The organism is Streptomyces sp. QH1-20 (genome assembly GCF_041283565.1).
Lineage (GTDB): Bacteria > Actinomycetota > Actinomycetes > Streptomycetales > Streptomycetaceae > Streptomyces > Streptomyces syringius.
The window spans coordinates 5,992,376-6,006,723 of record NZ_CP166299.1; the positions used below are offsets into that span (position 1 = coordinate 5,992,376).

Here is a 14,348-nt window from a genome sequence, read left to right on the forward strand (position 1 = left end):
CACGCCACATTCGGCTTTCCCGGCGGGTGGCGGGTGGGCGCACCCCAGAGCGAACGCATACGATCCTCTGCGTGTCCAAACTGACCGACCTGCCCAAACGGATCCTTATCGGCCGGGCGCTGCACAGCAACAAGCTGGGGGAGACACTCCTCCCCAAGCGCATCGCCCTCCCCGTCTTCGCCTCCGACCCGCTGTCCTCGGTGGCGTACGCGCCGGGCGAAGTGCTGCTCGTCCTCTCCGTGGCAGGCGTGTCGGCCTACCACTTCAGTCCATGGATCGCGGTCGCGGTCGTGGTGCTGATGTTCACGGTGGTCGCCTCGTACCGCCAGAACGTCCACGCCTACCCCAGCGGCGGCGGTGACTACGAGGTCGCCAACACCAACCTGGGCCCCAAGGCCGGACTGACCGTCGCCAGCGCCCTGCTCGTCGACTACGTCCTGACCGTCGCGGTCTCGATCTCCTCCGGAATCGAGAACCTCGGCTCCGCCGTCCCCTTCGTCATCGAGCACAAGACGGCCTGCGCCGTCGGCGTCATCGTGCTGCTCACACTGATGAACCTGCGCGGCGTCAAGGAGTCCGGCAAGCTCTTCGCCATCCCGACGTACGTCTTCGTCGGCGGTGTCTTCCTGATGATCGCCTGGGGCGTCATCCGCGGCGTGTTCATGGGCGACACCATGAAGGCCCCCACCGCCGACTACACCATCCACGCCGAACACCAGGGACTCGCGGGCTTCGCCCTCGTCTTCCTGCTGCTGCGCGCCTTCTCCTCCGGCTGCGCCGCCCTCACCGGCGTCGAGGCCATCAGCAACGGCGTGCCCGCCTTCCGCAAGCCCAAGAGCAAGAACGCCGCGACGACGCTCGCGCTCATGGGCGCCCTCGCCGTCACCATGTTCTGCGGCATCATCGCGCTGGCCATGGCCACCAAGGTGCGGATGGCCGAGAACCCGGCCACCGACCTGCTCAAGGACGGCAAGCCCGTCGGCGACGACTACACCCAGCACCCGGTGATCTCGCAGGTCGCCGAGGCGGTCTTCGGCAACGGCTCGTTCCTCTTCATCCTGCTCGCCGCCGCCACCGCCCTCGTGCTCTTCCTGGCCGCGAACACCGCCTACAACGGCTTCCCGCTGCTCGGCTCGATCCTCGCCCAGGACCGCTACCTGCCGCGCCAGCTGCACACCCGCGGCGACCGCCTCGCGTTCTCCAACGGCATCGTGCTGCTCTCCGGGGCCGCCGCGATACTCGTCGTCATCTACGGGGCCGACTCCACCCGCCTCATCCAGCTCTACATCGTCGGCGTCTTCGTCTCCTTCACCCTCAGCCAGATCGGCATGGTCCGGCACTGGAACCGCCACCTGGCCACCGAGACCGACCCGGCCGAGCGCCGTCGCATGGTCCGCTCCCGCGCGATCAACACCTTCGGCGCCTTCTTCACCGGCCTGGTCCTCGTCGTGGTGCTGCTGACGAAGTTCACCCACGGCGCGTGGGTCGCCCTGCTCGGCATGGTGATCTTCTACGCCACCATGACCGCGATCCGTAAGCACTACGACCGGGTCGCCGAGGAGATCGCCGTCGAGGACGAGCCCGGCGAAGAGGCCGTGCGCCCCTCCCGGGTGCACTCCATCGTCCTCGTCTCCAAGATCCACAAGCCGACCCTGCGGGCCCTGGCCTACGCCAAGCTCATGCGCTCCGACACCCTCGAGGCCCTGACCATCAGCGTCGACGCCACCGAGACCAGGACGCTGCACGAGGAATGGTCGCGCCGCGGCCTCGACGTCCCCCTGAAGGTCCTCGACTCGCCCTACCGCGAGATCACCCGGCCGATCATCGACTACGTCAAGCGGCTGCGGAAGGAAAGCCCGCGCGACGTCGTCAGCGTCTACATCCCCGAATACGTGGTCGGCCACTGGTACGAGCACCTGCTGCACAACCAGAGCGCGCTGCGCCTGAAGGGCCGGCTGCTCTTCACGCCGGGCGTGATGGTCACCTCGGTGCCCTGGCAGCTCGACTCCTCCGAGGCCGCCAAGCGCCGGGCCCGCAAGCGCGCCGAGTGGAACGCCCCGGGTTCGGTGCGCCGCGGCCCGGTCACGCAGCCGAAGCGGGAAAAGGCCGCCACGAAGAAGTAGCGCGGTCGTCGAGGGGGTGAGGTGGGACGTAGACTCGAAGGCTGTCCCCCTCACCCCTTTTGAGTTCTCTGGAGTCGACCCGCATGCAGCACGAGACCGAAGCATCGCTGGTCGGCCACGAGTACGAGGTCGAGGTCGGCCCCGTCGCCCACGGCGGCCACTGCGTCGCCCGCACGGACGCGGGCCGGGTCCTGTTCGTCCGGCACGCGCTCCCCGGCGAGCGGGTCGTCGCCCGGGTGACCGAGGGCGAGTCGACCTCCCGCTTCCTGCGCGCGGACGCGGTACAGATCCTGGAGGCCTCGAAGGACCGCGTCGAGGCCCCCTGCCCCTTCTCGGGCCCCGGCAAGTGCGGCGGCTGCGACTGGCAGCACGCCAAGCCCGGCGCCCAGCGCCGCCTCAAGGGCGAGGTCATCGCCGAGCAGCTGATGCGCCTCGCGGGGCTGACCCCCGAGGAGGCCGGCTGGGACGGCACGGTCGTGCCGGCCGACGGCGACAAGCTCCCGGCGGGCGAGGTCCCCGCCTGGCGCACCCGCGTGCAGTACGCGGTCGACGCCGAGGGCCACGCGGGACTGCGCAAGCACCGCTCGCACGACGTCGAGGTCATCGACCGCTGCCTGATCGCCGCCCCGGGCGTCTCGGAGCTGGGCATCGAGAAGCGCGAGTGGCCGCAGATGGCCTCCGTCGAGGCCATCGCCGCCTCCGGCTCCGGCGACCGCCAGGTGATCCTCACCCCGAAGCCGGGCGGCCGCCTCCCGATCGTCGAGCTCGACAAGCCGGTCTCGGTCCTGCGCATCGGTGAGAAGGACAAGCAGGTCCACCCCGTCCACGGCCGCGCCTTCGTCCGCGAGCGCGCCGACGGCCGCACCTACCGCGTCGGCGAGGGCGGCTTCTGGCAGGTCCACCCGCAGGCGGCGGACATGCTGGTGAAGGCCGTCATGCAGGGCCTGATGCCCCGCAAGGGCGACATGGCCCTCGACCTCTACTGCGGCGTCGGCCTCTTCGCGGGCGCGCTCGCCGAGCGCATCGGCGACAAGGGCGCGGTGCTCGGCATCGAGTCCGGCAAGCGCGCGGTGGAGGACGCCCGCCACAACCTGAAGGACCTGGAGCGGGTCCGCATCGAGCAGGGCAAGGTCGAGCAGGTCCTGCCCCGCACCCGCATCGAGGAAGCCGACCTCATCGTCCTCGACCCGCCCCGCGCGGGCGCCGGCAAGCAGACGGTCCGCCACCTCGCCTCCCTCGGCGCCCGCCGCATCGCCTACGTAGCCTGCGACCCGGCCGCCCTGGCCCGCGACCTGGCGTACTTCGCGGAAGAGGGCTACAAGCCGGTCAAGCTCCGGGCGTTCGACTTCTTCCCGATGACGCATCACGTGGAGTGCGTGGCGATTTTGAAGCCGGTGGCAAAGGAGGCGTGACCTTCGGATTTACCTGGTGGGCGTTAGGGGCGTTAGGGGCGAAATTCTGACGCTGAAATGACGCTCGTGACGCTCTCCTGTCTTCGAGGGAACTTGAAGGAAGGCGGCCGGGTTCCGGAGGAGTAGCCAGTGCCCCCTTGCGAGCGCTCTTCCTGATGTAAGGGCGCGACGAGGTCCATGCACGGCGTGGAGGTCTGGCCTTCGCGGACACGGATCAGGCGCTGGTGTCCACGGACGGAATGCCGACCACGGATACGTCGATGCCCTGGGCGCGCAGCGCACGGGCTGCCTGCAGTAGGGAGACCTGGGCGAAGGTGAACAGGTTCGCCGTCGTCAGGGCCTTCCCGCTCTTGAGTGAGATGGCGTAGACGACCTTCCTCGGGGTGAACTCCTCGCCGACGGGGTGCCCCGGGCGTCGTTCCTGCACGCGTCGGACGAACTCGGAGCGCGCCTCCGCGTCGTTGCGCAGGGCATCGGCGGAGATCCTGCCCTGGGCGAAGAGGTGGCTGAGCGGTGCCGAGGAGGCGGCCCTCTTGACGTGGATCAGGGTTCCGTCCTCGGCGAGTAGGTCCGCGGCCTCGAAACCGTGCGGATGCTGGGCGGTCTTGATCAGCCGGCGATCCAGGCAGACGTATCCACGCTTCGCTGCCTCCAGGTTGTATTCCTCCTCAGTCGCGAGGTTGGTCGTCCAGCCCGGCAGCGGACAGTCGGCTGGTGCGGTGAGCAGGGCGTCGACCTCGCTCCGGATGCCCTCCAGGTACTGGTCCCCGATCTCGAACCAGCGCCCCTCGTGGTGGAAGTAGCGGCTGGCGCCGAGCGGGATCTCGGCCGTGATCCACTTGTGTGCTTTTACCTGGGCGCTCACCGGATCGGTGCCCTCCTCGTCTCGGTGCATCTGTACGTAGCCCGCGGACAGTGCTTCCAGACGCCTGCCGGGCGGGATGTCGTCGAGCAGCTCCAGGATGTCGTCGAGCGTCGGAGAAGGCATGAGGTGGCGTACGGGCCCGATCTTCACCTGGTAGGAGAGTGCGGCGTCCTCCTGGTCGAGGCAGGCCGCGGGGACGGCCAGAGCGAGTGAGCCGCTGTCCGCCGAGGCACCCAGCAGATCATCGAGACGGGTCTCCAGGACGCTGCGTCGAGGGTCTCCGCTCTTGAGTGGCCGAACGCGGGCGATGGCCTCGAACTCCGGTGCGGGGGACCGGCGGGTGAGGATCGCCTGGACCTGCGTGAGGTCGTGGATCAGGTCCTCGGGCTGCGCGCCCAGATGGATCTTCAGGGCGTCCGTACCGGCCACCTGAGCCGTTCGCCGGCTGCGCCTCCCGATCGTGAGCTCCGTTGAGCTCAGGGAGCCGACCAGCCGGCTCACCACCTCTCCGTACTCCTCGATGGGAAACGCGCGAATGTGCTGGCCCTGGGCGGCCGAGCTCCGGTCCGTGCGGCCTCTGGCGTCCATCAGGCTGTGCGTGACCTGGCGGATGGAGTCGGGCTGCGCCGCGCGCAGGACGAAGTCGAAGCCGAAGCCGGGGGAGATCCAGCTCTGGTCGAGCAGGAGGTGCCCCATGCCGAAAGTGAGGGCGAAGACGTCGTCGGCGATGGGGAGGAGCAGGGCGCACGCCGAGGTGCGGTTCTCCACGGGCGGCTTCCGCCCGGTGAGGGTGTGCACGGCGGAGGTCCAGTCGGGCGGCCGGTGGTGGCTGATCACACCGTGGCAGAGGAGCGCGGGGGCGTCCCCGATCGTTACGTCCTCGACGGTGAAGGAGTGATCGCGCTCATACCTGGCGTTGAGTGCTGCCCGCAGGTCCGCAGGAGACGGGCCCATGTCCCGGAGCAGGTAGAGAGTGCTGCGCCGGGTCTTGGGGGCGGTGGCAGGGCTGTGGGTGATGGTGGGGCCGAGCGGCATGGGGACTCCCGGAGTGGTGAGGCGAGACCGTGGTGCTGACGACACCCAGTAGATGCACTCGTGAAAGCACTGTCAAACATGGATTCACGCTCGGGTTGTGGTGTAGAGTGTGAACTGCCCGCCCAGAGGAGAGGTGCCGCCCGGTCATGCCCGAGACAACAGCCCACGTGACAGCCGCGGAGATCTCCCGCATCGCCGGCGTTACCCGGGCCACCGTCAGCAACTGGCGCCGACGGCACGCCGACTTCCCTCATCCGTCCGGCGGCACCGATACCAGTCCGCTCTACGACCTCGGAGCGGTCCAGGAGTGGCTCGGCTCGCGCGGTCACACGCGGGTCGCCGACCCCCGGGAGGAGCTGCGCACCGCGGTCCGCTTCCAGGCCTCCGACCCGGACAGGACGACCGGCCGCATCGGCTTCGTGCTCACGCTCGCCCGCCGCTCCCCGGACGAGACGGCGGCGCTCGCCGACCTCACGGACGCCGAGCTCGTCGCCCGCGCCGTCGAAGAGGTGGCCGAGCTCCTGGCCTCGCTCCCCGGGCCGACGCCCGCGAGTCCCCCGTTCTCCGCATCCGACGGCCCCACACTGCGCGCGATCCTTCGCTGCGTACGCGAGGAGGGCGGCCCGGCCGCGCTCGCGGTGCTCGCGGAAAGGGAACTGGAGGACAGTGCCGCGACCGGCGTCTACGGAACTCCCGAACCCTTGACGCGGCTGGTCGCGGAGCTGCTCCCGGCCGCGGTCGCGCGGGTACTGGACCCGGCCTGCGGCAGCGGCGCGCTGCTCGCGGCCGCCGCCGGGCGCGGCGCCACCACTCTCCTCGGCCAGGACTCCGTACCCGTACAGGCCCAGCGCGCCGCGGTCGGGCTGAGCCTCGCCGCGGCACGGGCCGAGGTCACTGTACGCATCGGGGACAGCCTGCGCGCGGACGCCTTCGACGGCCTGACGGTGGACGCGGTGGTCTGCAACCCGCCGTACGGAGATCGCGACTGGGGCCACGACGAGCTCGCCTACGACCCGCGCTGGGCGTACGGCGTACCGGGCCGGTCCGAATCCGAGCTCGCCTGGGTGCAGCACTGCCTCGCACACCTCGCGCCGGGCGGCTGGGCCGTGCTGATCCTGCCGCCCGCCACCGCCTCCCGCCCCTCCGGGCGCCGGGTGCGGGCGGAGCTGGTGCGCGGCGGCGCCGTGCGGGCCGTACTGGCTCTCCCGGCCGGGGCCGCACCGCCGCTGCACGTGGGCCTGCAGCTGTGGGTACTGCAACGGCCCGAGCCGGGAGGCTCCGAGCGGAAGTCGGTGCTGTTCGTCGACATGGCAGGGTCGCCCGGGTCGGGTGCCGGGGAACAGGCGGCGGTCTCGCCGCGTACGGGGTCCTTCCGTGCCCCGATCGACTGGGCCAGCCTGACGGCGCGGGCGCTCGCCCACTGGGGTGCCTTCACCGCCGACCCGGACGGGTTCGCGGCCGAGACCGGCACCGCACGTGCAGTACCGGTCGTGGACCTCCTCGACGAGCTCGTCGACCTCACCCCGGCCCGCCAGGTCCGTATCTCCCACACGGACTTCGACCCCGTCGAGTTGTCCACGCGCACGGAGACGGGCCGCCGTGAGCTGACCGAAGCCGCCCGCTCCCTCCTCGACGCGGCGGACTTCACCGCCTGGACCCCACCCGAACCTGGCGGCTCGGCCCGGGAATGGCGTACGGCCACCGCCTCCGACCTCGCCCGGGGCGGGGCACTGACCCTGCTCCGTACCGTGCCGGACCCCAAGGGACCGGAACCGGAGCCGGAAGGGGCCGCCTCCGCAACGGCGGCGCCGGTCCTCACCGGAGCGGACATCGCGCGCGGGACGGGCCCGACCGGCGACCCGGCGGAACTCCGTTCGGCGGCTCCCGCGCCCGTGATCGCCGTCGGCGACGTCCTGGTACGGGCGATCGCGGGCGGCGCCGGGCCCATGGCCCGAGTGGCGGATGAGGGGGACGCGGGGGCTCTCCTCGGCCCCCAGGTCCATCTCCTTCGCCCGGACCCGGCCCGCCTGGACTCCTGGTTCCTGGCCGGATTCGTCGGCTCGGCGGAGAACGTCGCGGGGGCCTCCACCGGCAGCACCGTCCTGCACGTGGCTCCGGGCCGGCTACGGGTCCCGCTGCTGCCACTGGACGAGCAGCGCCGCTACGGCGAGGCCTTCCGGAATGTCCACGGACTGCGCGCGCGGGCACGGCAGGCCGCGCGGCTCGCGGAGCAGACGGCGGCCCTGCTGACGGACGGCCTCACGGGCGGCGCGCTCCTGCCGGCCACGGCCCTGGCCGGGACCGTGGCCGATACCGAACCGGCCTGAACCACACGTGTACTTCTCGACCATCCACCACACTTGTCCGCACCCGCTTCCCTTGGGCGGGGCGGTCCGGAAGGAAACCGGGGAACCCCTTGAACAGCAGTAAGCACACGGAACTGGCGAACCACGCCTGGTCCGTCGCCGATCTCCTGCGTGGCGACTACAAGCAGTCCGACTACGGCAAGGTCATCCTGCCGTTCACGGTGCTGCGCCGACTGGAATGCGTCCTGGAGCCGACGCGGGAGAAGGTCGCGGAGACCGCCGCCCAGTACAAGGACCAGGAGGACATCGACCCGGACTACTGGTTGCGCAAGGCTTCGGGACACTCCTTTTACAACAAGAGCGACCTGACTCTGAAGAAGATCGCCGGAGACCCGCAGAGTGCGGCGAAGAACCTTCAGATCTACGTCGCAGCCTTCTCGGACAACGCCCGTGAGGTCCTCGACAAGTACGAGTTCTCTCAGCAGATCAAGCGGCTCGCGAGTGCCGACCTGCTCTACCAGGTTATCGGCAAGTTCACCGACCTGGACCTGCACCCCGAGGTCGTGCCCAACCACAACATGGGCTACATCTTCGAGGAGCTGATCCGCCGCTTCGCGGAGCAGTCCAACGAGACGGCGGGTGAGCACTTCACCCCCCGCGAGGTCATCAAGCTGATGGTCAACCTCCTGATCGCGCCCGACGGGGACGCCCTGACGGTACCGGGCGCGGTCCGCACGGTCATGGACCCGGCGTGCGGTACGGGCGGCATGCTGTCGGCCGCCGAGGACCACATCCTGTCCCTGAACCCGGACGCGACGGTTGAGGTTTACGGCCAGGAGCTGAACCCTGAGTCCTGGGCGATCTGCCGTTCCGACCTGATGATCAAGGGCCAGGACCCGGAACACATCGCGTCCGGCAACTCCCTGAGCGACCCCGGCCAGGGCCGCGAGAAGTTCGACTATCTTCTGGCCAACCCACCGTTCGGCGTGGAGTGGAAAAAGGTCAAGGACGAGGTCGAGTACGAGCACAAGCACTTGGGCGAGGCCGGACGCTTCGCCGCGGGCCTGCCGCGAATTAGCGATGGCTCCCTCCTTTTCCTCCAGCACATGATCTCGATGATGAAGCCGGTGGACGCGAAGGGCGGCGGTGGCTCCCGCCTCGCCATCGTCTTCAACGGCTCCCCGCTCTTCACCGGCGCCGCCGGCTCGGGCGAGTCCGAGATCCGCCGCTGGATCCTGGAGAACGACTGGCTTGAGGCAGTCGTCGCCCTCCCGGACCAGCTCTTCTACAACACCGGCATCTCGACGTACTTTTGGATCCTCACGAACCGCAAGTCCCTGGACCACAAGGGCAAGGTCGTCCTGCTGGACGCGCGCGACCAGTTTCAGAAGATGCGCAAGTCGCTCGGTGACAAGCGCAAGGAACTGGGCAGGCAGCACATTGCGGCTGTGACGCGCCTGTACGCGGAGGCCATCCAGGCCGCGGCGGACCCTGACCACGAGCTCCATGCCAAGGTCAAGGTCTTCGACAACGAGGCCTTCGGCTATCAGCGCATCACGGTCGAACGCCCGCTGAAGCTCCGCTTCGAGGTGACGGAGGAGACGCTTGCTGCCCTGGCGGCGGCGAAGCCGGTGCACCGGCTTCCGCAGCCGGAGAGGTTCGTGGAGGCTTTCCGACCGCTGCTCGGCTCCTCGTGGACGACGAAGTCGGACGCGTTCCTGGCGCTGAAGGACGCGGTGGTGGCCGCTGGGCTGCTATGGCCTGGGGGCGCGCCCTTCGTGAAGTCGATGCGAGAAGCCGTGGGCGTCCGCGACCCCGAGGGTGAGGTCCAGAAGATCAATGGCGAGCCGGAACCGGACACGGAGCTCCGCGACTACGAGAACGTCCCGCTGGGCGAGGACGTCGAGGACTACCTCAAGCGCGAGGTCCATCCGCACGTTCCGGACGCGTGGATTGATCACTCGAAGACGAAGATCGGCTACGAGATTCCGGTGACGCGCCACTTCTACGTGTACGAGCCGCCGCGGCCGCTTGCGGAGATCGACGAGGAACTGAAGGCGCTGGAGGCAGAAATCCAGGCACTGCTGGGCGAGGTGACGGAGTGAGCTGGCCTGTTGCGCCGTTGAAGCGCTTTGTCGACCCTGCTCGCCCGATCACGTACGGCATCGTTCAGGCAGGGCCGGACATCCTTGGTGGCGTTCCCTACGTCCGCCCTGTCGACATGACACAGTTTGGAGGCGTGGTAGATCCTGCGTCACTGCTCCGGACTACTCCTGAAATCGCCGAGTCCTATCGCCGGTCAACTATTTCGGACGGGGACATTGTCGTGTCCATCGGTCCTTCCTACGGGAAGGTCATGACGGTCCCAGTCGAACTTTCCGGTGCTAATTTGACCCAGGGTACTGCCAGGGTCGCCCCAGCTTCGACCGTCGATGCTCGGTTCCTCTACTGGGCGCTCCAGAGTGCGACGTCCCGGCAGTTCTGGGACTCCTCTGTTAGCGGTGCAACTTTCAGTGCCCTTAACCTGGAACCATTGGGGCGCACGCCTATTCCGCTGGTACCGCTCGTGGAGCAGCGCCGCATCGCTGACTTCCTTGATGCGGAGGCGAGGAAGATCGAAATGTTGGCGTCGAAGAAGCGGCGTCTGATTTCTCTTCTTGAAGAGCGAATTGATAGTCGGATTCTGGGGCATGTGGGTGCCAGTTCACTCGTGCATGCTGAACCTTCTATTCCGGTGCTGCCAATTCGGCGCCTACTGGTTAAACGAATTCGCCCTGCCGCGCCAGGAGTGGGGGTCGTCACCGCATACCGGGACGGTCAGGTCACGGAGCGTGGATTGCGTCGGTCTCGGGGCTATACGCTTTCCGCATCTGATGAGCCGCAGGGGCAGTACGTCCAGGTTGGCGACGTTGTGATCCATGGCCTTGATGGGTTCGCTGGTGCAATTGGATCGTCCGAGGCGGACGGGAATTGTAGCCCCGTTTACCATGTATGCATGCCACTAGGAATGGGTGATCCTCGATATCTGGGCAGGCTTCTCCGGCTGCTAGCGATCCAAGGTTATTTGGGGAACTTTGCGATTAGCACCCGTGAGCGCGCGGTCGACTTCCGCAACTGGGATCTTTTTGGGCGTATCCCTATTCCTGCCGTCTCTGCAGGCGAGCAGCGTGATGTCGGAACCTGGATCACTGAAATGCGACCGTTGAGGGAGGTCGTTGAGCGCTCCAGAACGCGGGCATTTGAGCGCCGCCAAGCCCTCATCACCGCCGCCGTAACGGGTCAGTTCGACGTCTCTACAGCCAGCGGACGCAACGTCACGGAGGGAATCACCGCATGAGCCCCGGCCCCGTCCACAGCGAGTCCGCCTTCGGAGACGCCATAGTCGCCGCCATGACCGAGCGCGGCTGGCGCGAGGAGAGTCCCACCGACTACAAAGCCGACCTTGGCTTGGACGCTCAAGAGCTCTTCGAGTTCCTCCGAGAGACCCAGGCCGAGGAGTGGCACGAGCTGCGCACCGTCTACGGCGACGCCGCCGACGCCGAGCGCGGCTTCGCTCGCCGCCTCGACCAGGCCATCGCCAACGACGGCCTGCTCCACGTCCTCCGCAACGGCGTCAAGGACCGCGGCGTACTCCTCCGTGTGGCCTACTTCAAGCCAAACCTGGTCGCTGACCCCTCCGCCCTCGACGGCTACCGTGCCAATCGCCTCACCGTCGTGCGCGAGCTGGTGTACGCCACCAAGCAGCTCGACTGGGGCCACAAGCTCGACCTGACCCTGTTCCTCAACGGCATTCCCGTCGCCACCGCCGAGCTCAAGAACCCGCTCACCGGCCAGGGCGTCGAGCAAGCCAAGGAGCAGTACCGCACCGACCGCGACCCCACCGAGTTGATCTTCACCCGCCGGGTCATCGCGAACTTCGCCGTAGACCCCGACCTGGTCTTCGTCGCCACCCAACTCAAGGGCAAGAACACCCGCTTCCTGCCCTTCAACACCGGCTCCGAGGGCCCTGGCCGCCCCGGCGGGGCCGGCAACCCCGCCCCCACGGCCTTCGGCCAGTACTCGACCTCCTACCTCTGGGAGCAGGTCTGGGAGCGGGACAACTGGCTGGACCTCCTCCAGCGCTTCGCCCACCAGCAGAAGTCCAAGACCCCCGGCGGCGGCACCACCAGCACCACGATCTTCCCGCGCTACCACCAGTGGGACGTGGTCAAGAAGCTGACCGCCCACGCCGCCACCCATGGCGCCGGTCAGAACTATCTGATCATGGCCTCGGCCGGGTCCGGCAAGTCCAACACCATCGGATGGCTCGTTCACCGCCTCTCCGACCTGCACGCGGACAACGACCCCCGCACGCTCGACACGGAGGCTCTGTCAGCGGGCTTCATCAAGCCCGGCGCGCCCGTCTTCGACAAGGTCATCGTCATCACCGACCGTCGGAACCTGGACGCCCAGCTCCGTGAGACGGTCGGCAGCTTCTCCCAGACCGACGGCCTGGTCGTCAAGATCGACGAGAAGCACGGCGCCAAGAGCGAGCAGCTCGCCCGCGCCCTCTCCCGCGACACCGGCAAGATCGTCACCGTCACCCTGCACTCGTTCCCCGCGCTGCTCGACTACCTCCAGCGCAACCCGACCGAGATCAAGGGCACCACCTTCGCGATCGTCATCGACGAGGCCCACTCATCCCAGTCCGGCGACGCGGCGACTTCCGTCCGCGCCGCCCTCCGCGAACTCGGCCTCGACTCCGACTCCGACGACGCCGGCGCCACCAGCGTCACCGTCACCGACAAGCTCAAGAAGAAGGCCCTCGAACGTTCCCGGGCAGCCAACCTCTCTTACTTCGCCTTCACCGCCACCCCGAAGTCCAAGACCCTCGAACTCTTCGGTACCCCGGACCAGGTGAACGGCAAGGCCGCCTACCGTCCCTTCCACACGTACTCCATGCGCCAGGCCATCGAGGAAGGGTTCATCCTCGACCCGCTGCGTAATTACGTCACGTACAACACGTACTGGAAGCTGGTAAACCAGAACCACGACGAGCGCGAGGTCGACCCCGCCAAGGCGAACTCGCTCCTCGCCCGGTACGTACTCACCCACGACTCGACCGTCTCCCAGCACGCACAGGTGATCGTCGAGCACTTCGTCGCCCACACCCGGGGCCGGCTCGGCGGGCGCGCCAAGTCCATGGTCGTGACCGCTTCCCGGCATTCCGCCGTCCAGATGGCCCGCGCCATCAAGAGCTACATCAAGGACCGCGACTACCACACCAGGTACCCGGACCTGGGCGTCCTGGTCGCCTTCTCCGGCTCCCTCACCATCGACGGCGAGGAGACCACGGAGTCGAAGGAGAACGGCGGCCTCTCCGAGACCGCCCTGCCCAAGGCCTTCGGCTACACGCGCGCCGACGACAAGGCGGTCAAGGCCGGAGCAAAGGGACGGCAGGAGTACCGGATCCTGGTCGTGGCCGAGAAGTACCAGACCGGCTTCGACCAGCCCCTGTTGACGACCATGTACGTCAACAAGACGCTGACCGGCATCGCGGCCGTCCAGACTCTCTCCCGTCTGAACCGCACCGCCGAACGCAAGGCGCAGGCCGACCTCGCCGTCCTGGACTTCACCAACGAGGCCGAGGACATCAAGGACGCGTTCCGCCCGTACTTCGAGGAGGCGAACACCCTTCCCTCGGACCCCAACCTGCTCTATACCGCCCAGAGCCGGGTCATGTCCGCGCCGATCATCTCCGAAGCGGAGATGGACGAGTTCGCCGCCGCCTACTTCGAGGCGAAGGAGAAGGCCGCCGGCTCGCAGGCCAAGTGGGAGAAACTGCACGCTGAGCTCTACCGGCGGCTGTCCCCGGCCGTCACCCGCTACGAGGCCCTGCGCGACAACGACGAGGACGAGGACGAGGTCAAGACGGCCGAGGACTTCCGCGCCGACCTCATCGACTACGTACGCAAGTACGGCTTCCTCGCCCAGATCGTGCCCTACCACGATCCCGACCTGGAGCGCCTCCACCTGTACGGGCGCTACCTCCTCACCCGCCTGCGCGGGCGCACGGACGGCGGCGTGGACATTGGCGATGTGGACCTCAGCCACCTGCGTGTGCAGAAGACCGGAGAGCATGACGTCTCCCTCAGCCCGGAAGGCCCCGCGACGATGCCGGGCTTCGGCGAGGGGCCCGGCGGCGCCAAGGAGGCCGAGAAGTCACTTCTGTCGGAGCTGATTGAGAAGTTCAACGCCAAGTTCGGTACGGAGTTCACCGAGCAGGACGTCATCCGGCCCTTCGAGGAGGCCAAGGCCGACGCCAAGGTCCGGGCGGCGGCCGTCGTCAACGACGAGGACAACTTCGGCAAGGTCTTCGACAAGGTCTTCGCGGACAAAATGGCCGACCACGTGGACTCCATCGCCGGTCTCGGCCGCCAGTACTTCGGCGCCGACCGGAACTTCAAGTCCAGCCTCGACCGCAGCGCCCGCCGCGCCGCGTGGCGGATGATCCGCCGCGAGGAGGGCGTGGACGACGCCGCGTAGCCCCCTCGGTACGTGGGGGGCCCTCGTACACACAATGGTGTACGAGGGCCCGCGCCGTTTCCGGCTTTGTGGCCGGCCACCA

At 68.3% G+C, this 14,348-nt stretch carries 7 protein-coding genes; 6 read left to right on the forward strand and 1 reads right to left on the reverse strand.

All coding sequences use genetic code 11. The features are described from left to right. Positions 1-71: 71 nt before the first annotated feature. A complete protein-coding gene (locus AB8O64_RS27185) occupies positions 72-2,123 on the forward strand; it encodes an APC family permease (RefSeq protein ID WP_370421863.1) in 2,052 nt (683 codons plus the stop codon). 83 nt (positions 2,124-2,206) lie between these two features. Beyond that, on the forward strand, positions 2,207-3,535 hold the full coding sequence (locus tag AB8O64_RS27190; RefSeq protein ID WP_370421864.1) for a class I SAM-dependent RNA methyltransferase: 1,329 nt from the start codon (positions 2,207-2,209) through the stop codon (positions 3,533-3,535). A 214-nt stretch (positions 3,536-3,749) separates the two neighbouring features. Here AB8O64_RS27190 and AB8O64_RS27195 read toward each other — a convergent pair whose 3' ends face one another. After that, positions 3,750-5,435, reverse strand: a complete 1,686-nt coding sequence (locus AB8O64_RS27195; RefSeq protein WP_370421865.1) for a DUF6119 family protein — start codon at positions 5,433-5,435, stop codon at positions 3,750-3,752. Between the two features lie 146 nt (positions 5,436-5,581). Between AB8O64_RS27195 and AB8O64_RS27200 the strand changes: the two genes are divergently transcribed. The 4 genes from AB8O64_RS27200 to AB8O64_RS27215 all read left to right on the forward strand — a co-directional run bounded on the left by AB8O64_RS27200 (position 5,582) and on the right by AB8O64_RS27215 (position 14,266). Further along, positions 5,582-7,762, forward strand: a complete 2,181-nt coding sequence (locus AB8O64_RS27200; protein WP_370421867.1) for an N-6 DNA methylase — start codon at positions 5,582-5,584, stop codon at positions 7,760-7,762. 89 nt (positions 7,763-7,851) lie between these two features. Further along, positions 7,852-9,846 carry an N-6 DNA methylase gene (locus AB8O64_RS27205; protein WP_370421868.1) on the forward strand — a complete coding sequence of 665 codons (1,995 nt, stop codon included), beginning with the start codon at positions 7,852-7,854 and terminating at the stop codon, positions 9,844-9,846. Next, a complete protein-coding gene (locus AB8O64_RS27210; RefSeq protein WP_370421870.1) occupies positions 9,843-11,078 on the forward strand; it encodes a restriction endonuclease subunit S in 1,236 nt (411 codons plus the stop codon). Before AB8O64_RS27205 ends, AB8O64_RS27210 begins: the two co-directional genes overlap by 4 nt. Further along, the gene (locus tag AB8O64_RS27215) at positions 11,075-14,266 is read left to right on the forward strand and encodes a type I restriction endonuclease subunit R (protein WP_370421871.1); all 3,192 of its coding nucleotides are present in this window, start codon (positions 11,075-11,077) and stop codon (positions 14,264-14,266) included. The genes AB8O64_RS27210 and AB8O64_RS27215 overlap by 4 nt, the downstream gene beginning before the upstream one ends. Positions 14,267-14,348 lie beyond the last annotated feature (82 nt).